General features: G+C 71.4%; 16 protein-coding genes. 4 read left to right on the forward strand and 12 right to left on the reverse strand.

All coding sequences use genetic code 11. The features are described 5' to 3' along the window. Positions 1–23: 23 nt before the first annotated feature. Positions 24–2,183 (forward strand): RecQ family ATP-dependent DNA helicase, encoded by a 2,160-nt coding sequence (locus tag ACFWBY_RS17720; protein WP_385340017.1) that lies wholly within the window; start codon positions 24–26, stop codon positions 2,181–2,183. A 214-nt stretch (positions 2,184–2,397) separates the two neighbouring features. Then, entirely contained in the window at positions 2,398–3,027 is a 630-nt protein-coding gene (locus ACFWBY_RS17725; protein WP_385340019.1) for a hypothetical protein, read from the forward strand. 160 nt (positions 3,028–3,187) lie between these two features. On the opposite strand, the gene ACFWBY_RS17730 is transcribed toward ACFWBY_RS17725, so the two are convergent. From ACFWBY_RS17730 to ACFWBY_RS17740, 3 genes are all read right to left on the reverse strand, one after another. Next, positions 3,188–3,829, reverse strand: a complete 642-nt coding sequence (locus ACFWBY_RS17730) for a hypothetical protein (RefSeq protein WP_385340021.1) — start codon at positions 3,827–3,829, stop codon at positions 3,188–3,190. Between the two features lie 49 nt (positions 3,830–3,878). Further along, positions 3,879–4,589, reverse strand: a complete 711-nt coding sequence (locus ACFWBY_RS17735; RefSeq protein WP_385340023.1) for a ribonuclease HII — start codon at positions 4,587–4,589, stop codon at positions 3,879–3,881. A gap of 157 nt (positions 4,590–4,746) precedes the next feature. Continuing rightward, positions 4,747–5,349, reverse strand: a complete 603-nt coding sequence (locus ACFWBY_RS17740) for a TetR/AcrR family transcriptional regulator (protein WP_385340025.1) — start codon at positions 5,347–5,349, stop codon at positions 4,747–4,749. Between the two features lie 139 nt (positions 5,350–5,488). Between ACFWBY_RS17740 and ACFWBY_RS17745 the strand changes: the two genes are divergently transcribed. Then, the gene (locus tag ACFWBY_RS17745; protein ID WP_385340026.1) at positions 5,489–7,042 is read left to right on the forward strand and encodes an MFS transporter; all 1,554 of its coding nucleotides are present in this window, start codon (positions 5,489–5,491) and stop codon (positions 7,040–7,042) included. Positions 7,043–7,194: 152 nt separating this feature from the next. Here ACFWBY_RS17745 and ACFWBY_RS17750 read toward each other — a convergent pair whose 3' ends face one another. The 7 genes from ACFWBY_RS17750 to nrdR form a co-directional block, all read right to left on the reverse strand. Next, positions 7,195–8,961: a DUF4153 domain-containing protein gene (locus tag ACFWBY_RS17750; protein WP_385340064.1), complete on the reverse strand. Its 1,767-nt coding sequence runs from the start codon at positions 8,959–8,961 to the stop codon at positions 7,195–7,197. 551 nt (positions 8,962–9,512) lie between these two features. Next, positions 9,513–10,424 (reverse strand): ADP-ribosylglycohydrolase family protein, encoded by a 912-nt coding sequence (locus ACFWBY_RS17755; protein WP_385340028.1) that lies wholly within the window; start codon positions 10,422–10,424, stop codon positions 9,513–9,515. 11 nt (positions 10,425–10,435) lie between these two features. Next, a complete protein-coding gene (locus ACFWBY_RS17760) occupies positions 10,436–11,095 on the reverse strand; it encodes a histidine phosphatase family protein (protein WP_385340030.1) in 660 nt (219 codons plus the stop codon). Positions 11,096–11,195: 100 nt separating this feature from the next. Next, a complete protein-coding gene (locus ACFWBY_RS17765) occupies positions 11,196–11,801 on the reverse strand; it encodes a YdbC family protein (protein ID WP_112451534.1) in 606 nt (201 codons plus the stop codon). 32 nt (positions 11,802–11,833) lie between these two features. Further along, positions 11,834–12,688: an arylamine N-acetyltransferase gene (locus tag ACFWBY_RS17770; protein ID WP_385340032.1), complete on the reverse strand. Its 855-nt coding sequence runs from the start codon at positions 12,686–12,688 to the stop codon at positions 11,834–11,836. 345 nt (positions 12,689–13,033) lie between these two features. Beyond that, positions 13,034–15,931 (reverse strand): vitamin B12-dependent ribonucleotide reductase, encoded by a 2,898-nt coding sequence (locus ACFWBY_RS17775; protein ID WP_385340034.1) that lies wholly within the window; start codon positions 15,929–15,931, stop codon positions 13,034–13,036. Between the two features lie 139 nt (positions 15,932–16,070). Continuing rightward, positions 16,071–16,583, reverse strand: a complete 513-nt coding sequence (nrdR, locus tag ACFWBY_RS17780) for a transcriptional regulator NrdR (RefSeq protein WP_385340035.1) — start codon at positions 16,581–16,583, stop codon at positions 16,071–16,073. 476 nt (positions 16,584–17,059) lie between these two features. Between nrdR and lexA the strand changes: the two genes are divergently transcribed. Further along, entirely contained in the window at positions 17,060–17,851 is a 792-nt protein-coding gene (lexA, locus tag ACFWBY_RS17785) for a transcriptional repressor LexA (protein ID WP_385340037.1), read from the forward strand. Positions 17,852–17,976: 125 nt separating this feature from the next. Here the strand turns inward: lexA and ACFWBY_RS17790 are convergent, their stop codons facing one another. After that, on the reverse strand, positions 17,977–19,947 hold the full coding sequence (locus tag ACFWBY_RS17790; RefSeq protein WP_385340038.1) for an ATP-dependent DNA helicase: 1,971 nt from the start codon (positions 19,945–19,947) through the stop codon (positions 17,977–17,979). A 52-nt stretch (positions 19,948–19,999) separates the two neighbouring features. Continuing rightward, entirely contained in the window at positions 20,000–21,967 is a 1,968-nt protein-coding gene (locus ACFWBY_RS17795) for an IucA/IucC family protein (RefSeq protein ID WP_385340040.1), read from the reverse strand. Positions 21,968–22,055: the final 88 nt, after the last annotated feature.

The following is a 22,055-nucleotide window of genomic DNA, read 5'->3' on the forward strand; positions in this document are numbered from 1 at the left end:
GAGCCATCGGGTTGCATGGGGGTATGAACGCAGACCTGAGGTCCTCGGCCGACTCCGTACTAGCCCGCCTCGTGGGCGACCCCACGGGGCGGGCCCGGCTGCGCGAGGACCAGTGGCGGGCGATCGAGGCCCTCGTCGCGGACAAGCGCCGGGCCCTGGTGGTGCAGCGCACCGGCTGGGGCAAGTCCGCCGTGTACTTCGTCGCCACCTCGCTGCTGCGGGCGAGCGGAGCCGGCCCCACGGTGATCGTCTCACCGCTGCTCGCTCTCATGCGCAACCAGGTGGAAGCGGCCGCACGGGCCGGGATCCACGCCCGGACCATCAACTCGGCCAACCCCGAGGACTGGGAGTCGATCCAGGCCGAGATCGCCGCGGGCGAGGTCGACGTCCTGCTGGTGAGTCCCGAGCGGCTCAACAATCCAGACTTCCGCGACCAGGTGCTCCCCAAGCTCTCCGCCGCGACCGGTCTGCTCGTGGTGGACGAGGCCCACTGCATCTCCGACTGGGGGCACGACTTCCGCCCCGACTACCGCCGCCTGCGCACCATGCTGGCCGATCTCCCGCCGGGCGTCCCGGTCCTGGCCACGACCGCCACGGCCAACGCCCGGGTCACCGCCGACGTGGCGGAGCAGCTGGGTACCGGGGCCGGGACGGACGCGCTCGTCCTCCGGGGCCCCCTGGACCGCGAGAGCCTCAGTCTGGCGGTGCTGACACTGCCCGACGCGGCGCACCGGCTGGCCTGGCTCGCCGACCATCTCGGCGATCTCCCCGGCTCCGGGATCATCTACACCCTGACCGTGGCCGCTGCCGAGGAGGTCACCGCGTACTTGCGCCACCGCGGCCACACGGTCTCCTCGTACACCGGCAAGACGGAGAACGCCGACCGCGAGCAGGCCGAGAACGACCTGCAGGCCAACCGCGTCAAGGCCCTGGTGGCCACCTCGGCGCTCGGCATGGGATTCGACAAGCCCGATCTCGGTTTCGTCGTGCACCTCGGCTCACCCTCATCCCCCATCGCCTACTACCAGCAGGTCGGCCGCGCCGGCCGCGGTGTGGAGCACGCGGAGGTGCTGCTGCTGCCGGGGCGCGAGGACGAGGCGATCTGGCAGTACTTCGCCTCCGTCGCCTTCCCGCCGGAACAGCTGGTGCGCCGCACCCTCGAGGTACTGGCCGACGCCGGCCGGCCGCTGTCCCTGCCCGCCCTGGAGCCGCTGGTCGACCTGCGGCGCACCAGGCTGGAAACGATGCTCAAGGTTCTCGACGTCGACGGCGCCGTGCACCGGGTCAAGGGCGGCTGGACCTCGACGGGCGAACCGTGGGCGTACGACGCCGAGCGCTACGCCTGGGTGGCACGGCAGCGGGCCGCCGAGCAGCAGGCCATGCGGGACTACGCGGCGGCCACCGGCTGCCGCATGGAGTTCCTGCGCCGCCAGCTCGACGACGAGGAGGCCGCGCCCTGCGGCCGCTGCGACAACTGCGCGGGGGCCCGGTTCACGGCGGAGGTCTCCTCGACCGCGCTGGACACGGCCCGCGGGGAGCTCGGCCGGCCGGGTGTGGAACTGGAGCCCCGCAAGATGTGGCCGACGGGTCTCGCGGCGGTCGGCGTCGACCTCAAGGGCCGTATCCCGGCGGGCGAGCAGGCCTCCACGGGCCGTGCGCTGGGCCGACTCTCCGACATCGGCTGGGGCAACCGGCTGCGCCCCATGCTCGCGCCGGGAGCGCCGGACCAGCCCGTTCCGGACGACGTCACACAGGCTGTCGTGGCCGTTCTGGCCGACTGGGCCCGCGGCCCGGGCGGTTGGGCCTCCGGGGCCGCGGACGCGACCGCGCGTCCGGTCGCAGTGGTCGCGCTGCCCTCGCGCGGTCGCCCCCAACTCGTGGGTTCACTGGCCGCGCGCATCGCGGAGGTCGGACGGATGCCCCTGCTCGGCACGATCGCCTACACGGACCAGGCACCGGAGTTCGGCCTGCCCTCCTCGAACAGCGCCCAGCGGGTGCGCGGCCTCCACCAGGCTCTGACCGTTCCGCCGGAACTGGCCGCGGCGCTGGGGGAGACGGCCGGTCCGATCCTGCTCGTCGACGACCGCGCCGAGAGCGGATGGACCCTCGCGGTCGCCGCCCGGCTGCTGCGGCGGGCGGGCGCCAAGGGGGTGTTCCCGCTGGTACTGGCGCTTCAGCCGTAGCCGAATGAGTCATCTTCGGCGTGGCGGGGCAAGGATATGAACGGCATACCGGCGAATTCCGGTCGACGGCGTCAATTGCTCGTTGCCGCATGCTCACGGGCCACGCGAGAATTGCAGTGCTCCCGCTCGGCTCGACGGCACCCTCCGGGGCGAGCCGCGGCGTGCCCGCACTCCAGCCGTGCCCGTCCGCGGGCGTGTACCCGAAGGGAGGACCGTGACCTTCGGATTCGCCCCGCCCTCGACCACGTCCCTGATCACGGCCACCGGCGGCGCCAGCCGGCACGGCAGGCTGCTGGAACCCTCCGAGTGGACGGCGTCGGGCGTCCCGCTGCTGCGCAATCCGCGCGAGGTCGTCAGCGGTCTGCACTCGCGCCACAGCCCGGTACCGTCCACCGCCGTCATAGCCGTGCTCGGCCCCGAGGAGCGACTCGTCGCGAGCGCCTCCTTCGTGCAGCGCTCGGACTCGGCCGACGGCTGGGACTACCGCAACGCCCTGCTCTCGCGCCTGCGCCGGGTCATCCCGCACGACCTGCGGCGGCGGACCCCGGTGCGGACCGCTGTGCTGCTGTACTGCCGCGACGGCGACGACCGGTGGACCGAGGAGGACGGCGCCTGGATGTGGGGGCTGCGGGACGCCTGCACCCTGCACGGGCTGCGCTGCGGCGCGTACATCACGCTGACCCGCGGCGGCTGGCAGGTCCTGGGCGAAGGCCGCGGCGGCCGCCGGCCCAGCTCGGACTCACGGCCTGAGCGCCTCGGCGAAACAGCCGCCGGGTTCGCCCCGCTCGCCCTGCGCACGGGCGGCGGAGCGGCGGAGGCCCTGCGCCGCACCGCCGCGCGCTGAACCCCGTAGGAGCGCCGCGCCGCTGGGAGACGCCCTGTGTGCGCGGGCACGCCCAACTGCCGTACACCCGGGGTCGGGCGTACGGCTGGTCAGGCCTCGGACTGCGGCAGGGCGGGCTGTTCGCCCCGCCCGCCCCTCGACCGTGCGGGACTGCAGGGCGTCAGACGCCCGCACCCAGCACGGAGTTGATCTGCTGCGGTTCGCCGCACACGATCAGCAGCGCACCCGCCCGCGCGAGCGCGGCCGGCAGGGTCGCGGCGGCTGCGTCGGCCGGTCCGCCGTTGGCCGCGAAGACCACGACGGGACGGCCCGCGGCACGCTGCGCCTGCGTCGCGTCCGCGTAGAAGACGTCGTCCCGGGCGTCGTGCAGGGCCCAGTAGGCGGCCTCGCCGAAGGACAGCTCGTGCGCGGCCCACGGGTGCGGGTCGCCGGTGGTGAGCACCAGGATGTCGCCGGGCGCGCGCCCGGTGTCGAGCAGCAGGTCCACGGCTTCTTCGGCCGCGTCCAGCGCACCCTCGGCGGACGCCGGGATCAGCTGGACCTGCGGTACCGCCGCCGAGACCGACGGTGCGGTGGCGGCTGCGGGAACGGGTCCGGGGGCGGCCTGCGGCGCACGCTGCACGGGCGGTGCGGGCCGGACGGGGCCGGGGCGTCCGGGCCGGGGAACGGCGGCGGGACGCGGACCAGGTACGGGACGGGGGGTCTGCGCGGTGCGGCTCGCGGCCGGCGTGACGCGGGGACCCTGGGCACTCTCGGGAATCTGAGGCTCCTCGGGGCGGGGGTGAAAGGCAGGAGTTGACATCTTTCAAACACCGGTACGAAACGTACCGGCTGGTGGCACGTGCGTGCGATCAGAAATCGAAGCCGAGTTGGCCTCCGTCTTCCAGCTCCATCGCTTCCTCGCTGCGGCGCACCTTCTTGAGGTGGCGCCAACGGGGCAGCGCGTCGAGGTAGGACCACGAGAGCCGGTGGTGCGCGGTCGGCCCCATCTCCTCGAGCGCCGCCCGGTGCACGGGCGAGGGATATCCGGCGTTGGCGGCGAAAGCGAAGTCCTCGATCCCGCCGCCCTGTTCACCGATTTCGGCCATCATCCGGTCGCGCCGGACCTTGGCGATCACCGAGGCCGCGGCGACGGCGACACAGGACTGGTCACCCTTGATCACCGTCCGGACCTGCCAGGGCACACCCAGGTAGTCGTGCTTGCCGTCGAGTATCACCGCGTCGGGCCGCACGGGCAGCGCATCGAGGGCGCGCACCGCGGCGAGGCGCAGGGCGGCGGTCATGCCGAGCGCGTCGATCTCCTCCGGCGAGGAGTGCCCCAGGGCATAGGCCGTGACCCATTCCTCCAGGACGACGACGAGCGCGTCGCGTCGCTTGGGGGTGAGCAGTTTCGAGTCGGTGAGTCCCGCGGGCGGCCGGCGCAGACCGGTGATCGCCGCGCATACGGTGACGGGACCGGCCCAGGCCCCTCGTCCGACTTCGTCGACCCCGGCGATGACCTTGGCGCCGGTTGTCGCTCGGAGGGAGCGTTCGACGGTGTGAGTGGGTGCTTCGTACGGCATGGCGCCAGCAAGATTACGCCGCCCCGAGCCGCCTGCACACCCCGACCCCTCCCCGAGCCTTCCCCGATTCCACCCCGACCGCTCCGCGGCCCCTCCCCGGACCTTTCCCCCGATACACCCCGAGCCTTCCCGGGGCGCCTCCCGGTCCCCGCCCGTCTCACACCCTGAGCAGCGGCACCATCACCTCGTCGATCATCTCGGCGATGTCCGCGTCCCGCCATTCGCTCCCGCACACCTTCGCGCGGTACATCATCATCGCCGGAATGACCTCGACGAGAAACGGACCTGTCGCGTCCGTCCGGACGTCCCCGCGGTCGATTCCCCGCCGCACCAGCTCGCCGATCAGCCGGTGCGCCGGTTCGTGCAGCCCGGACCAGATCAGGCCGTGGAAGCGGCCCGCATGACTGGGGTCGCACTCGTGAAGCACGACATGCAGAGCCTGACCGGCTCGTGAGCGCATGACGTCCCGCATCCGCACGCACAGCGCGTAGAGGTCCTCGCGCACGGATCCCAGGTCCGGGATCTGGCCGAGCGGCGGCAGCCGCGTCCGCAGCGCGTCGGCCACCAGATCCGCCTTCGAGGGCCAGCGCCGGTACAGCGCCGCCTTCCCGGTGCGCGCACCGGAGGCCACACCCTCCATGGTGAGCGCGTTCCAGCCCACGGCGCCCAGCTGCTCCAACACGGCGTCGAGAATCGCCCGTTCGAGCTCGGGCCCGCGCCTGCGTGCCGCGGGCGCCTGTGACCAGCGCGAACCCATCACTCCCGTTACCTCCGCCCGGCTCGCGCGACCCTCGCACGCATTTTCCGCCTTAGTGAACGCTTGCGTTCACTAAGGCGGACTCCTAGCGTGGCTCGATGTGAACGCCTGAGTTCACTATTTCACTTTGGGGGGATCCACAGTGACGACTCCTCAGCTCTCCAAGTCCCGAATACCGGGCGCGGCCCGCCGGGAGGGGCGCACTGGAGTGGCGCTCGCCGTCATCGCCGCCTGCCAGCTCATGGTCGTCCTCGACGCGACGATCGTGAACATCGCGCTCCCGCACATGCAGACCGACCTCGACATGTCCACCACCGACCTGTCCTGGGTGATCAGCGCCTACACGCTCGCCTTCGGCGGCCTGCTGCTGCTCGGCGGCCGCGCCGGCGACATCCTCGGCCGCCGGCGCGTGTTCCTGACCGGCATCCTGCTCTTCACCCTGGCCTCGCTGCTCGGCGGTTTCGCCCAGGAGCCGTGGCAGCTGCTCGCCGCCCGCGTCCTCCAGGGCGTCGGCGGCGCCATCGCCTCGCCGACCTCGCTCGCCCTGATCACCACGACGTTCCCCGAGGGGCCCGAACGCAACCGCGCCTTCGGTGTGTTCGCCGCCGTCTCCGCGGGCGGCGGCGCCATCGGGCTGCTGGCCGGCGGCATGCTCACCGAGTGGCTCGACTGGCGCTGGGTCTTCTTCGTCAACGTGCCGATAGGGCTGCTGATCGCGTTCCTGACCCCGCTCTACATCAGCGAGTCCGACCGTCATCCCGGCCGTTTCGACATCGCCGGGGCGCTCACCTCCACCGGCGGCATGGCCTCGCTCGTCTACGGATTCATCCGTGCCTCCCAGGACGGCTGGAGCGACGGCCTGACCGTCGGTTCCTTCGGCGTCGCCGTCGCGCTGCTCGCCGCGTTCGTGCTGATCGAGTCCCGGGCCCCCGATCCGATCATCCCGCTGCGCATGTTCGCCGACCGCAACCGCACCGGCACCTACGTGGTCATGCTCAGCCTCGCCGCCGCGATGTTCGGGATGTTCTTCTTCATCGTCCAGTTCGTGCAGAACGTGCTGGGCTTCTCCCCGATCCAGTCCGGCATCGGCTTCCTGCCGATCACGGTCGCCATCATCACCGCCGCCGGGATCTCGCAGCGCCTGCTGCCCCGCTTCGGCCCCAAGCCGTTCATGGTCACCGGGTCGGCGCTCACCGGCGTGGGCCTGGCGTGGCTGACCTTCATCGAGCCCGACAGCTCCTACCTCTCCGGGGTACTGGGCCCGATGCTGCTGTTCGGCTTCGGCATGGGCCTCAACTTCGTCACCCTCACCCTGACGGCCGTCTCCGGCATCGCCCCTCAGGAGGCGGGCGCGGCGTCCGGGCTGCTCAACGCCAGCCAGCAGGTCGGCGGCTCGCTGGGACTGTCCATCCTGGTCACCGTCTTCGGCACGGCGAGCAGGAACGAGTCCGGGAAGCAGGCCCCGGACTTCATGGCGCACGCCGACCAGGCCCAGGCGGCGCTCTTCCGGCAGACGGGCCGGATGGCCGACCCCTGGGGGGACGTGGTCCTCACCCGCGGGATCGCGACCGCCTTCATCGCGGCCGTGGCCATGGCGGGCGTAGCGCTCGTCACTGCGCTGCTGGTGATCCGTGTGCGCAGGAGCGACCTGGAGGCCCTCAACGGGGCGGCCACCGGGCCCGGTCCGGCCGCCTGAGCCCCAGCGTTCCCGAACTGCCCGGCCCCACGGTGACGACAGGACCGGCACCGGCCGGTCGCGGGGCCGCCGCCCGTACGAGGGCCCGTGCGCGGGGAACCCCTCGCCCGGGCCCTGTACGGGACCGCTTGCTCGGGCCCTTCGGGTCGGGCCTAGTACTCCGTGCGCCCGTGGAAGGCGCCCAGGCGCCGGCACTCCTCGTACGAGGCCTTCACCGGGCGCTCGCGCAGGATCTGCCGGGCCCGGCGCTCCCCCAGGCTCATGGCGTACCAGGGCACGTCGCCCGCCCGCGCCAGGTCGTTGTTGATCCCGCGCAGGGCGCAGGACCGCTGCGGCTCGGGCAGCCGGTCCAGCCCGGGCACCGCGTCCGCCGACAGGGACTGGAAGTACGCCAAGTCGATCTTTGCGTCCCGTTCGTACCGCGCGACGTTGCCCTCCGCGATCATCCCGTCCGGGGACATCAGCCCGAAGGCCAGTACGGCGGCCACCGCGCTCCCGGCGACCGCGCGCGGCAGCCACCGGGCGCCGAACACCCCGGCGGCCATGATCAGGACGATGACCAGTCCGAGCCACAGTTCCGCACCGGCCACCGACACGCGCAGCCGCGTCAGCCCGTACGCGTCGACGTACAGGTCCATGCGGTGCAGCGCGGACGCGACCACGACGAGGGTCAGCGCGCACAGCGTGCCGAGCACGGCGCGCACCAGGCGGCGGTCGCCCGCTCCGCCGCGCGGGGCCCACCGCAGGGCGAGCGCGATGACGGCGAGGGTGAGCAGGGTGGCCCAGAGCAGCTGCCAGAAGCCCTGGCGGGCGTACTCGGAATAGGTGAGGCCGGTGGCTTCGAGGACCTCGCGGTAGCCACCGAACAGGACCGTGAGCTGAACGGCGTTGAACCCGGCGAAGAGCAAGTTGAGCACGACCAGAGGAAGCGCCCACTCCACGCGGGAACGCGCCTTGCCCGGAGCCACCTCGACGCGGTCCCAGCGCGAGGGCCCGGCTGCGGTACGGGCGACGGTGACCGCGAGGACGGTGCCCAGCAGGAAGAGCAGGAAGCGGACCGGCCCGTCCACACCGCTGACTTCGGGGGTGAGCCCGCTCAGCAGGTCCGCGAAGGCGGCGTCGGCGGAGGCGAACAGCGTGCCGAAGAGCACCAGCAGGGCAACCGCTACCAGGGCGGCCTTCGCCACGGGCAGCCAACGCTCCCGGTTGCCGCTGGACCGTGAGCGCACCCCGGTCCAGAGCCAGCGCACCCCGAGGACCGCGGAGTCCAGGAAGCCCACCGGGCTCAGCAGGATGCCGGGCCAACTGCGGCTGCCGTGCAGGGCGAGCGCTCCGGTCAGGACGGCGGCGAGCAGGGCCAGCGTGGAGGGCCAGGCGGAGTCCCGCAGGCCCGGTACGGCGAGCAGGGCGAGGCAGCCGAGCGCCCAGACCCCCGTCCACGGGCGGGCGGTGCGCCCGGCCCTGCGGGCGGCGAGGTATGCGCCGACGAGGGCCGGTACCACCGCGAGCAGCAGACCGGGGCCGAGCCCGTCGCCGAGCAACAGGGCCACGGCGGCGCCGGAGGCGAGGGCGCCACCGAGCACGGCTGCCGGCATGGGCCCCACCGCTGCGGGCCGGGCCGCCTCGGCCCAGGCGAGCGGAGCCAGCGACCACGCACCGGCGGCGGCACGCTGCTTGCGCAGCTGATGGGTCTGCCAGGCCCGGGGATCCCAACCGGGCGGAGCCGGGGCCGGCGCCGCGGGGGTGGGCTGCGCGGTGCCCTGCGCGGCAGGGGCTTGTGGCGCGGAGGCCTGAGGCGCTGAGGCCTGAGGCGCTGAGGCCTGAGTCGCTGAGGCCTGTGGTGACGGGACCTGCGGCTCGGTTCCTGCGCCGCCCTTCGAGGCCGGTCCGGCCTCCGCCCCAACGGCTTCACCCGCGATCGGGGCCGGGCCCGCCGCCGCGCCGAGTGCGGGCGCGTCCTGCTGGGCGGCGCCCCCGCCCGCAGAGCCCGCAGCTGCCTCGGTCCTCGCGCCCGCGATTCCGCCGACGCCCCCGCCCGCGCTACCGGCGGCGTTCCCACCCGCGCTACTGCCGGAGTCGCCTCCCGCGCTACCGCCGGCGTTCCCGCCGGATTTCCCGTCGGTGTTCTCCGACATGGCTCCCCTCCCCTGTCCAGCCGCCCCCGGCTTTCCCAGTGGGGGCGGCGAAGCGGACAGAGTAGGCCGGTGAGCAGCGGTTTTGAACAGGCTCAAAAGAGCTCTGTGTCAGGACCGTGACAATCGGAAGGGGGCGTTTCGCCCCGCCCCGGCCGTCGGCGGCAGCGCGGGGCGCCCTGCGGCCAAGCCGTCTCTTTCGGTTGCCGGCCGAGCCCGCGGTGCCGTGCATGGCAAGGCGGAGGGGCGCCCGTGTACTGGAGTACTCGGGCGCCCCGTCAACGCGGCCAGGCGCGGCGCCGGACACCGAGGGCCCGGCACGATCCGAAAGAGACGGCTCAGGCCGTCTCCGGCAGCCACGCCGGCAGGGCCTCGGTCCGCGCGAGCCAGGGCTGCGGCAGCACCGCGTCCCCGCGCGCCCCCAGTACCCCGCCGACGATCGCGCAGGTGGTGTCCACGTCTCCGCCGACCTGGGCGGTGGTCCAGAAGGCCCGCTCGTAGTCGTCCAGGTTCCGTGCCGCCGACCACAGGGCGAACGGCACCGTGTCGTGGGCGCTGGTGCGCCGCCCGCAGCCCAGTACGGCCGCCACCGTCGTGGCGTCGCCGTAGTCCAGCATGTCGCGCGCCCGGCGCAGACCGGCGCCCACCGCGCTGCGCGGTACCAGTGCGACGACGCCGTCCAGCAGGTCGGCGGCCTTCGGCGGCCCGGCGGGAGCGGCGGCCAGGGCGGCCGCGGCGGCCACCGCCATCGCGCCGCACACCGCTTCGCGGTGCTGATGGGTGGTGTAGGCGGAGATCTCCGCCTGGTGGGTGGCCTGCTCCGGATCGTCGGCGTACCAGGCGCCCAGCGGGGCGACCCGCATGGCCGCGCCGTTGCCCCACGATCCCTGCCCGTTGAACAGTTCGGCGGCGAGCGTGCGCCAGTCGGCGCCCTCGCGGATCAGGCGCAGCATCCGGTTCACCGCGGGCCCGTAGCCGCGGTCGAAGTCGTGGTGGTGGGCGAAGGAAGCGGCCAGCGCGTCCTGGTCCACGCGGCCGTGCGCGGCGAGTACGGCCACCACCGAGCAGGCCATCTCGGTGTCGTCCGTCCACTGCCACGGATCGCTTCCGGTGGGCAGCTCGCGCCGCTTGAGCAGCGGGTAGTTCACGGGGACGAAGTACTGGGAACCCAGGGCGTCACCCAGGGCCAGTCCGCGGAGGCTGGCCATGGCGCGTGCGTAGCGCCTTTCGGAGGAGGAGTCAGAGGTCATCCCTCGTCACTCTAGCCGTCCAGGTCGTAGGGCTCGGGTGTGGTCCACCGCTCAAACGGGCGGTCCATCCGGTAGCGGCCGTCGGGACCGAGCAGAAGGACTCTGAATTCGCCGTTCCCGGGGTTGGAGAGGGCCTCGAACTCGGCCACGGACCAGTGGAACCAGCGCATGCAGAACAACCTCATCGTCAGCCCGTGCGTCACGAGCAAGACGTTCTCCGGGTGGTCCGGGGCTTCGAAGCTGCGGTAGAGGCTCTCCAGGAATGAGCCGACCCTGTCGTACACGTCCGCTCCCGACTCCCCCTGCGCGAAGCGGTAGAAGAAGTGCCCGTAAGCGTCCCGGTAGGCCTTCTGCAGCCGTACGTCGTCACGGTCCTGCCAGTTGCCCCAGTCCTGCTCGCGCAGCCTCGGCTCTTCGCGCATCCGCACGCGCGCCGGGTCCAGCCGCAGTTCCCGGAAGGTCTGCAGGGTCCGGCGGTACGGGGAGACGTACGCGCTGATGGACTCGTCGCCGAAGAGTTCCCGCAGCCGGACACCGGCCTCCGCGGCCTGCCGGCGGCCGGTAGGGGTCAGCCGCAGGGCGTGGTCGGGTTCCCTCTCGTACACCGTGTCATCGGCGTTGCCCTCCGATTCCCCGTGCCGGACAAGGACGATGCGCCGTGGTCGAACCATCCCACGACCCTATTCGGCCACCGGCGGGCAGACCGACGGGGCCACGCCGGTCTGGCCGGCCGCAGCCATACAACCGGCTCGTCGGACCGGCTCTCCGCGGTCACACCGTCCAGGAGGGTTCGAGGTCGACGACGTCTCCGGTGAGGGCTTCCACATCGGCCTGGATCTGGGCGCGCAGGGAGAGCCGCTCGACGCGTTCCTGGCGGTACTTTCCGTGCTCGGCCGCCGCGTGCCACATCGACAGCACGAGGAACTCACGCCCGGGAGCCTCGCCGAAGAGACCCCGGACCATGCCGGGCGAGCCGGCCATGGCGGGGTTCCACACCTTCTCCTGCATGAGGGCGAAGTGGTCGACCCGGCCCTCCCGCACCCGGGTGTGGGCGACCCGGACGACGTCGGCGTCGGTGAAGCGGGGCTCGAATCCCGTCTTCACATCGAAGCGGTGGTCGAAGAGCGTGACCCGCGCGTCGGTGTAGGTACCGTTCTGCGAAGCGGCCAGCCTGTCGTGCGAGCGGGCCATGAAGGAGTCGTAGAAGGAACGGCTCTCCCAGAAGGCGAAGACGTGCGCGACCCCCTGCCGGCCCCGGCTCCAGCCGCCGCCTTGCCCCCGGAATCCCGGTTCGCCGGGCAGCCCCGCCCATTTGCGCTGCCCGCGCTCGAACCCGCGTCGGTCCGTCACCGTGCAGCGAATCCACTTGACCAGCACTGCGCCATCGTACGGGCCCGGCGGGGCCCGGGTCAGTCCCCAGCGCAGTACATCCGCAGGAGTTCCGCTCCGTCCCGCTCGGGCAGTCGAAGCCCGAACTCCCGGTCGAGCAGCGCGAGCAGCTCCTCCGCCCCGACCTCCCGCCGCTCGGTCCGCCCGTCGGGAAGCAGACGGGTGAGCTCCCGCCCCACGAGGGCCACCCGGGCGCGGTCGCCCGGGTGCTGGACGATGACCTGGCCGACGAAGGCGGAGCGGGGGTGGGAGGAGGTGTAGTGGTTCAGCACGACGTAGTCGACGGGGTGGTAGGGCTGCGGCGAGAAGGCGTACAGGTCGCGCCAGGTGCCCTCGCGCGGGACGCAGAGCACGAGGACTCCGTCCGCCTCCTCCCGGACGCGGAACACCCACTCCCCCTGCCGCACTTCGGTGCCCGGGTGTGCCAGCGGCACGGGCTCACGAGGCGTCTGCCAGCCGAACCCGGCGTCGCAGAGCCACGGTTCCCCCTCCACGGTGACGACGAGCATCGCGTGCGTCACCGCGAGCAAGGAGTCCCCCCGGGTGCGGTTGCGGGCACCGCGCCCGGAGACCTCGAAGCCGATCCGCTCCAGGGCGGCGGCGAGCAGCGTGTTCTGCTCGTAGCAGTAGCCTCCGCGGCGGGTGTGCACGAGCTTGTCCTCGATCGCCTTGACCTCCAGCTCGACGGGGCGGCCGAGGAGAACGTCCAGGCTCTCGAAGGTGATCGCACCGGTGTGGGCCCGGTGTACTGCCTTCAACGTGGGGAGGTCCGCCCGGAGTTCCCCGCCGCTCCAGCCGATCCTCGCCAGATAGGCGTCCAGATCCAGTTCGTCACCGCTCCACATGGCTTCCCCGCTCCCCGCATCAGACGACAAGGGGCGCTCCGGTGGTACCGCCCCCCACCATGATCGGTACGAACGCCCTGCGCACCACCCCTATCTTCGACCGCCCGGCCCCGTCCGAAGGGGCCCTCACCCCGGGGCCGGTAGCGGCTTCCGCCGCGGGAGTCTCCTCGGTCAGGTACGGCGGCAGCACTGGTGTGCTCGCCGTAGCGGAGGACACCGAACGTCGCGGAGCCCGATGGCCGACTGCCGGGGCGGGGGCGGGATCCGAGTGTCGCAGCGCGGGCCAACCAGACAGCACAACGCCGAGGGCGGTGGCGCCGAAAGATCGGCTCCACCGCCCTGACCAGGAGTTTCACCCCTGGGTTACGCCTTGAATCAGCTGCAGCCGCTGGTGGAGCCGCAGCCCTCGCAGATGTAGCAGGAGCCGGCGCGCTGCATCTTCGTACCGCAGGAGAAGCAGAGCGGGGCGTCGGCGGAGACGCCGAGCTGCATCTCGACCAGTTCGGCGTTGGAGTGCGCCGTCTTGGGGGCCGGGATCGGGGCGACCGCGACCGGCTTGGGGGCCGGGGCGACCGGCGGAACCGCCGCGAGCGGGGCCGACGGGGTCAGGGACTCCGTGTCGAGCTCGTCCTCGAGCGGCTCGTAGGAACCGGTGTCCAGGTGGCGCTGACGCTCCTCGGCGGAGTGGATGCCGAGGGCCGAGCGGGTCTCGAAGGGCAGGAAGTCGAGCGCCACGCGACGGAAGATGTAGTCGACGATCGACTGCGCCATCCGCACGTCCGGGTCGTCCGTCATGCCGGCCGGCTCGAAGCGCATGTTCGTGAACTTCGCGACGTACGTCTCCAGCGGGACGCCGTACTGCAGACCGACCGAGACGGCGATCGAGAAGGCGTCCATCATGCCCGCGAGGGTCGAACCCTGCTTGGACATCTTCAGGAAGACCTCGCCCAGACCGTCGTCCGGGTAGGAGTTCGCGGTCATGTAGCCCTCGGCGCCGCCGACCGTGAAGGAGGTGGTGATCCCCGGGCGGCCCTTCGGGAGGCGCTTGCGGACCGGGCGGTACTCGATGACCTTCTCGACCGCCGCGCGGATGGTCTCCTCGGTCTTCTCGGTGACCTCGGCCTTCTCCTCTTCCTTCTTCTTCGCGGAGAGGGGCTGACCGACCTTGCAGTTGTCGCGGTAGATCGCGAGCGCCTTGACGCCCAGCTTCCACGCCTCGAAGTAGATCTCCTCGATCTCCTCGACGGTCGCCGTCTCCGGCATGTTGACCGTCTTCGAGATCGCGCCGGAGATCCAGGGCTGGATCGCGGCCATCATCCGGACGTGACCCATCGCGGAGATGGAGCGCTCGCCCATCGCACAGTCGAAGACCGAGTAGTGCTCGGTCTTCAGCCCCGGGGCGTCGACGACCACGCCGTGCTCGGCGATGTGGGCGACGATCGCCTCGATCTGCTCTTCCTGGTACCCCATGCGGCGCAGGGCCTGCGGGACGGTGCCGTTGACGATCTGCATCGAGCCGCCGCCGACGAGCTTCTTGAACTTGACCAGGGCCAGGTCCGGCTCGACACCGGTGGTGTCACAGGACATCGCGAGACCGATGGTGCCGGTCGGCGCGAGGACGGAGGCCTGCGAGTTGCGGAAGCCGTTCCTCTCGCCGAGGCGGATGACGTCCTGCCAGGCCTCGGTCGCCGCGGCCCAGATGACGTTGTCCAGGTCCTCGGTGCGCGGGGCGACGGCGTTGGCGTCGGCGTGCTGCTTCATGACGCGCTTGTGCGACTCGGCGTTGCGGGCGTAGCCGTCGTACGGGCCGACGATCGCGGCCAGCTCGGCGGAGCGCTTGTACGCGGTGCCGGTCATCAGCGAGGTGATCGAGGCGGCGAGGGTGCGGCCGCCGTCCGAGTCGTACGCGTGGCCGGTGGCCATCAGCAGGGCGCCGAGGTTGGCGTAGCCGATGCCCAGCTGGCGGAAGGCGCGGGTGTTCTCGCCGATCTTCTGCGTCGGGAAGTCCGCGAAGCAGATGGAGATGTCCATCGCGGTGATGACCAGCTCGACGACCTTGGAGAAGCGCTCGGCGTCGAAGGACTGGTTGCCCTTGCCGTCGTCGTCGAGGAACTTCATCAGGTTCAGCGAGGCGAGGTTGCAGGACGTGTTGTCCAGGTGCATGTACTCGCTGCAGGGGTTGGACGCGGTGATGCGGCCGGACTCGGGGCAGGTGTGCCAGTTGTTGATCACACCGTCGTACTGGATGCCCGGGTCGGCGCAGGCCCATGCGGCCTCGGCGAGCTTGCGGAAGAGCGCCTTGGCGTCGACCGTCTCGATGACCTCACCGGTCATGCGGGCCCGCAGGCCGAACTCGGTGCCGTTCTCGACGGCCGTCATGAACTCGTCGTTCACACGGACGGAGTTGTTGGCGTTCTGGTACTGGACGGACGTGATGTCGTCTCCGCCCAGGTCCATGTCGAAGCCCGCGTCGCGCAGGGCGCGGATCTTCTCCTCTTCCTTCACCTTGGTCGCGATGAAGTCCTCGACGTCCGGGTGGTCCACGTCCAGGACGACCATCTTGGCCGCGCGGCGGGTGGCGCCGCCCGACTTGATCGTTCCGGCGGACGCGTCGGCGCCTCGCATGAAGGAGACCGGGCCGGAGGCGTTGCCGCCGGAGGAGAGCAGCTCCTTGGAGGAGCGGATGCGGGAGAGGTTCAGGCCGGCGCCGGAGCCGCCCTTGAAGATCATGCCCTCTTCCTTGTACCAGTCGAGGATCGACTCCATGGAGTCGTCGACGGCAAGGATGAAGCAGGCGGAGACCTGCTGGGGCTGGGGCGTGCCGACGTTGAACCAGACCGGCGAGTTGAAGCTGAAGATCTGGTGCAGGAGGGCGTAGGTCAGCTCGTGCTCGAAGATCTCCGCGTCGGCGGGCGACGTGAAGTACTCGAAGTCCTCGCCTGCCTTCGTGTACGTCTTCACGATCCGGTCGATGAGCTGCTTCAGACCGGTCTCACGCTGCGGGGTGCCCACCGCGCCGCGGAAGTACTTGCTGGTAACGATGTTGACCGCGTTCACCGACCAGAAGTCGGGGAACTCGACGCCACGCTGCTCGAAGTTGACCGAGCCGTCGCGCCAGTTGGTCATGACGACGTCGCGGCGCTCCCAGTTCACCTCGTCGTACGGGTGCACGCCCGGGGTGGTGTGGATGCGCTCGATACGCAGGCCGCTCTTGGCAGTCTTGGTTCCCTTGGCGCGGGAACCTCGTGCCGAGCTGCTCGCCGTCTCTGTCATGCCGCCTCCCAATGCGGGCAAAACGCCCTAAAGTGCCAGCGTTATTCCGCGGCACGGTGCTGTGTCTTGTATCTACGTCTCTTCGCCGGTCCAACCGGCCGCTCCGCACTGCGAGTGCAGCGCGCCGCGGGCCGTCCGGTCAGTCGGCGGCGGAGGCGGGCACGGGGACCGGAGCGGTCCCACCGGGCTCGCACCCTTCGGGGTGAGGCCGCGGCACGCGGAGTTCCGCGATGGCGGTCTCGAAGTCTTCGAGTGTGTCGAACGCCTTGTAAACGGACGCGAACCGGAGGTACGCGACCAGGTCGAGCTCCTGCAACGGGCCGAGTATGGCCAGACCCACGTCGTGCGTGGTCAGCTCGGCGCTCCCGGTGGCGCGCAGCGCCTCCTCGACCCGCTGGCCGAGTTTGGCGAGGGCGTCCTCGGTGACCGGCCGCCCCTGGCACGCCTTGCGCACGCCGGAGATGACCTTGGTACGACTGAAGGGTTCGGTCACCCCGCTGCGCTTGATCACCATCAGCGAGGCCGTCTCCACAGTCGTGAAGCGACGGGAGCAGTCGGGGCACTGACGGCGCCTGCGGATCGACGTGCCGTCGTCGGTGGTCCGACTGTCGACGACACGGCTGTCGGGGTGCCTGCAGAAGGGGCAGTGCATGGTTCCCTCACCCTCCTCTTGGCACGACTGAATCACCTCACGAGACCATTGAACGGCAGAGTCGAAGCTCTGTCGGGGGCTCGGGAAGCAGCCACAAGCATATGCGATGCCGGGGACCTCAGCAGACCGAGGACCACAACTTCTGGGTGGCAGCGCTCATCCAACCACTAGATCTTGGGTTGCGCTGGATTTGCGGCGCTCTGCGTGTCGCCGCGCCCAATGGCTGGATACGTGGCCTCGCGGTGCCACACTGGCGCAGACCGGAACGGCGGCGACCCGACCCGGAAGGGTACCGTAAGCAGTGGCTCCGAAGCCGAACCCGCGTTCGGCTCGGATGGCCCGATCGCCGGCTATACACCCCCCGTTCTGACCACGGCGGGTGATCTCGGATTTTTCACTCGAACGTGTGTTTGGCGCAACCTTTCGAAAGCTACTACCGTTGTCCAGCTAGGGAGAACATTTCGAGAGGGGCCGACGTGACCACCACCGCAGACAGTGCCACCATCACTGCCCAGAACCGCTCCCAGAGCCGACTCGAGCCGGTGCATGCCATGAATGACGCAAGCCCGAACCCGGAGGCGGAGCCCGTACGGCCCGCACGCTCGATGCCAGGGCGACCTCCAGGCATCCGCGCCGACAGCTCCGGGCTCACGGACCGCCAGCGGAGGGTCATCGAGGTCATCCGGGACTCGGTGCAGCGGCGCGGTTACCCGCCGTCGATGCGGGAGATCGGCCAGGCCGTCGGCCTGTCGAGCACCTCGTCGGTCGCACACCAACTCATGGCCCTGGAGCGCAAGGGCTTCCTCCGCCGCGACCCGCACCGCCCCCGGGCGTACGAGGTACGCGGCTCCGACCAGCCCAGCTCGCAGCCCACGGACACCACGGGCAAGCCCGCCGCCTCTTACGTGCCCCTGGTCGGCCGGATCGCGGCCGGTGGCCCGATCCTCGCCGAGGAGTCGGTGGAGGACGTGTTCCCCCTCCCCCGCCAGCTGGTCGGTGACGGTGAGCTGTTCTGCCTGAAGGTCGTCGGCGACTCGATGATCGAGGCCGCCATCTGTGACGGTGACTGGGTCACGGTCCGTCGCCAGCCCGTCGCGGAGAACGGCGACATCGTCGCCGCCATGCTCGACGGCGAGGCCACGGTCAAGCGGTTCAAGCGCGAGGACGGCCACGTCTGGCTGCTCCCGCACAACGCCGCGTACCAGCCGATCCCCGGCGACGAGGCCACCATCCTCGGCAAGGTCGTCGCGGTACTGCGCCGGGTCTGAATTCCCCGCGCCCCCATCCAGCTCCGGGACCTACTGCGCCGGTCCCGGAGCTGCTTTGTGTCTCGTGCCGCCACCGGGCAGGTCCACCGGGTCGCAGCGCCCGGCACACCTTCCCGGCCGCACCACTAGTTGTCCTCGGCCCGTGCGGCGGCGTCGATCGCAGCCAGCGAACGGCGGACCTGGTTGCGGTCCGTGGTGTACCAGAAGTCCGGCAGGGTGGCCCGCAGGAAGCTCCCGTACCGGGCCGTGGCCAGCCGCGGGTCCAGGACCGCGACGACGCCCTTGTCACCGGTGGCCCGTACGAGCCGGCCCGCGCCCTGGGCCATGAGCAGCGCCGCATGTGTCGCGGCGACGGCCATGAAGCCGTTCCCGCCGCGCTCCTCGACCGACTTCTGCCGGGCGCTCATCAGCGGGTCGTCGGGGCGCGGGAACGGAATCCTGTCCATGACCACCAGCTGGCAGCTGGCGCCGGGAACGTCCACGCCCTGCCAGAGCGACAGCGTGCCGAACAGGCAGGTCTTCGGATCGGCCGCGAAGTTCTTGATCAGCTCGCCCAGCGTCTCCTCGCCCTGGAGCAGGATCGGATGGTCGAGCCGGGAGCGCAGTTCCTCGGCGGCCGCCTTCGCGCCGCGCATCGAGGAGAACAGTCCGAGGGTGCGGCCGCCGGCCGCCTCGATCAACTCGGCGAGCTCGTCCATCATGTCGCCGCGCGTGCCCTCACGGCCGGGGGTGGCCAGGTGCTTGGCGACGTAGAGGATGCCCTGCTTCGGGTAGTCGAACGGCGAACCGACGTCCAGGCCCTTCCACAGCGGTACGTCGTCCCCTTCGACACCCTCCGGGGACAGACCCATCGACGCCGCGACACCGTTGAAGTCGCCGCCGAGCTTGAGGGTGGCCGAGGTCAGGACCACCGAGCGGTCCTCGAACAGCTTCTCGCGCAACAGGCCCGAGACCGACAGCGGAGCGACCCGGAGGGTGGCGCCGAAGCGGTCGTGGCGTTCGTACCAGACAACGTCGTACTCGGAGCCGGTCATGATCCGTTCCGCGACGCCGTGCACGCTCTCGACCGCGGCGAGGGCCTGCTTGCGGACGGCGTCCTCGTCGTGGACGGACTTGTCCCGCGTGTTGCCGATCGCCGAGATCACGTTGCGCGAGGCGTCGCGCAAGGCCATCAGTGCGTAGCCGAGGTCCTCGGGGATCTCCTCCAGCCGACCGGGGAGCGCCAGCTCCATGACGCGCTCGAAGGTCTCCGAAGCAGTCTGCAGGGAGTCCGCGGTCTTCTCGTCGACGAGTTTCGCCGACCGCTTCACGGCGCGGTTGACCTGGCCGGGGGTGAGCTCGCCCGTCGCGACCCCGGTCACCCGTGAGACCAGCTCGTGGGCCTCGTCGACGATCAGTACCTCGTGCTGCGGGAGCACGGGGGCGCCTTCGATGGCGTCGATGGCGAGGAGCGCGTGATTGGTGACGACCACGTCCGCGAGCTTGGCCCGCTCGCGGGCGGCCTCCGCGAAGCACTCGGCGCCGTACGCGCACTTCGTCGCGCCCAGGCACTCGCGGGAGGAAACGGAGATCTGCGACCAGGCCTTGTCGGAGACGCCCGGGGTCAGGTCGTCGCGGTCGCCGGTCTCCGTCTCGTCCGCCCAGTCGCGCAGGCGCAGCAGGTCCTGCCCCAGCTTGCTGGTCGGGGCGGCCGCCTCGAACTGGTCGAAGAGGCCGTCCTCCTCGTCCTGCGGGGCACCCTCGTGGAGGCGGTGCAGGCACAGGTAGTTGGAACGGCCCTTGAGCATGGCGAACTGCGGGCGGCGGCGGAGCTGCGGATGCAGCGCCTCCACGGTCCGGGGCAGGTCGCGCTCGACGAGCTGGCGCTGAAGGGCCAGCGTCGCCGTGGCGACGACCACGCGCTCGCCGTGCGCGAGGGCCGGCACCAGGTAGCCGAGGGACTTGCCCGTACCGGTACCGGCCTGGATGAGGCGGTGGGAGTTGTCGTCGATCGCTTCGGCGACGGCTTCGGCCATGGCCACCTGGCCGGGGCGCTCCGTGCCGCCGACGGCGGTGACGGCGGCGTGCAGCAGGTCGGGGAGGGAGGGCTTCGTCATAGCAGTGCCAACCCTACGGGGCGCCACCGACACCGACCGCACCAATGAGGACTCACGGCCGGTACAAGGGGTTCGGCACGGTGCCGTACCGCACGGCGTGCGGCCGGTCGGGGCGGTCACGGTAGCCGTCCTCGTACAGGCGGTTCCTGTTGAGGCAGAGCCGGACGATGCGTTCGCCGAGGAGGTCGAAGCGCTCGTAGCGCTCCTCGAGCTCCGGGAAGCGGGCGTGGTGGCGCAGGATCTCCGCCCGTACGAGGGACCAGAACGTGTCCTCGGGGACTCCGAGGCAGTCTTCGCAGAGGGCCGAGAGGTAGCGGAAGACTCCGACGAAGAGCCCGGAGTGGATGAACTGCGGCAGGTAGTCCGCGGGCTCGGCGAGCAGTACGGCCCGGACATCCTCGGGCATAAAAGCCAGTTCGGGCAGCGGCTCGGCACTGATGTTGATGTCGTCCACGAAGTCCTTGACCGCGAGCCGGACCGGGACATCGTGCGCGTCGAAGATCACGACGGTGTTCTCGCCGTGCGGGGAGAACACGGTCCCGTAGCGGTAGAGGAAGCGGAGCAGCGGGGGCAGCAGGGCGGCGAACAGGTGCTGGAGCCAGGCGGTGGGGGCGAGGCCCGACCGGGCGACCAGCTCGGCGGTGAAGGACCGGCCGCGGGGATCGGTGTGGAGGAGCGAGGCGAGGGTACGAGCGCGCTCGCCGGGGGCGAGGTGGCCGGTCAGCGGCTCGCGCCAGATCGCGCCGAGGAGCTCCTTGTACTGGTAGGGGACGTCGGGGAGCGCGTCGTAGACGGGGTGGCGGACGGTGACGGAGGCGACTTCGCCGAGCAGGATCACTCCGCATTCGTCTCGGAGGAAGGGGTCCGCGTCGCGGAGGGAGTGGATCCAGGCGGTGACGGCGGGTGCGGCGAGGGCCAGGTCCGAGGGCAGGCCGCGCCAGACCATGGTGTTGAAGACGGAGAGCGGCAGTTTGACGCTGTGGCGGTCGGGGCGCGTGACGTTGAGGAAGGTGCGGACGGACTGCTGGGGGAGGCGGACGTCGGGGTCCGCGGGGAGCGGTACCAGGGTGCCGGCGGCTACGGCCGGGGCGAAGAGCGGGAGGAGGACCTCGTCCCACTGCCAGGGGTGGACCGGGAGGTAGAGGTAGCCGCGCGGGTCGAGACCGCGGTCGCGCAGGGTCCGGTCGAAGAGGTCACGGGTGATCGGGTCGAGCTCGGCGGAGTAGAGGCGTGCGGGGTCCTCCAGGCCGGCGGTGCCGCGGTAGTGCGCGAGGGAGGTGTGGGCGGCGAGCCAGGGAAGGCGCTGGCCCGTGCGGGCCTCGGGGGCCCAGGCGGCGGCGTCGGAAGCGGAGAACCCGATCCGTCCCTTGTTGAGGACGAGCCACGGGTGCCCGGTCTGATGGCCTTCGAGGGCGGCGTAGTCGAGGTCGCCGAGGACGTCGGCGGTGAGCGCGGTGTGGTGGATACGGGCATCCGCGGCGAGGGTGGCGCTGAGCTCGCGGACCACGTGGCCGAGGGTGGCGCCGTCGAGACCGAGGAGGCCGCGGGTGCGGATGAGGAAGGCGTACGGGTCGCCGAAGGCGATCGGGGTGCCGGGGGCCGGCGGGGCGGCGGGTGGCGGGGTGGCAGGTGGCGGGGCGGCGTCGGCCGACGGGGCTTCGGCCGATGGGGCTTCGGCCGATGGGGCGGTGGTGGGCGGGGCGGGCGCCGATGTGAGGGTGATGGTGTCGGGGGTGATGTGCCAGCTGCCGTACGCGCGGCGGCGGGCTCGGAAGCCGAGACTGCTGCCGTCGTCGAGGGTCAGCGTCCAGGCGTCGGCGGAAGCACCCGGCGCGGGGACGGGGCTGATGATCTCCTCGTAGGCGAACTCGCCGAGCATCTTGGCGAGCAGGCGGCGGGCAGCCGCGTCCCAGGTCGGACCATTCAGTTCGGGCGGGGTGCACGGGTGCTGCGGCGATGGGAGGACGGTGTCCGAGAAGCGGGCGCCTGCGGAGTCTGGGGCTGCGGAGAAATTCTGCACGGGACTCCTCGGAAGCTCGGGAACTTTGCTGCGCGACGCAGAGTTTTCGATGTGAGAGATACGGACGCTGCACACGGAGAGCGGGAGG

This window comes from Streptomyces sp. NPDC060049 (assembly GCF_042736715.1).
In the GTDB taxonomy this organism is placed as follows: Bacteria; Actinomycetota; Actinomycetes; order Streptomycetales; family Streptomycetaceae; genus Streptomyces.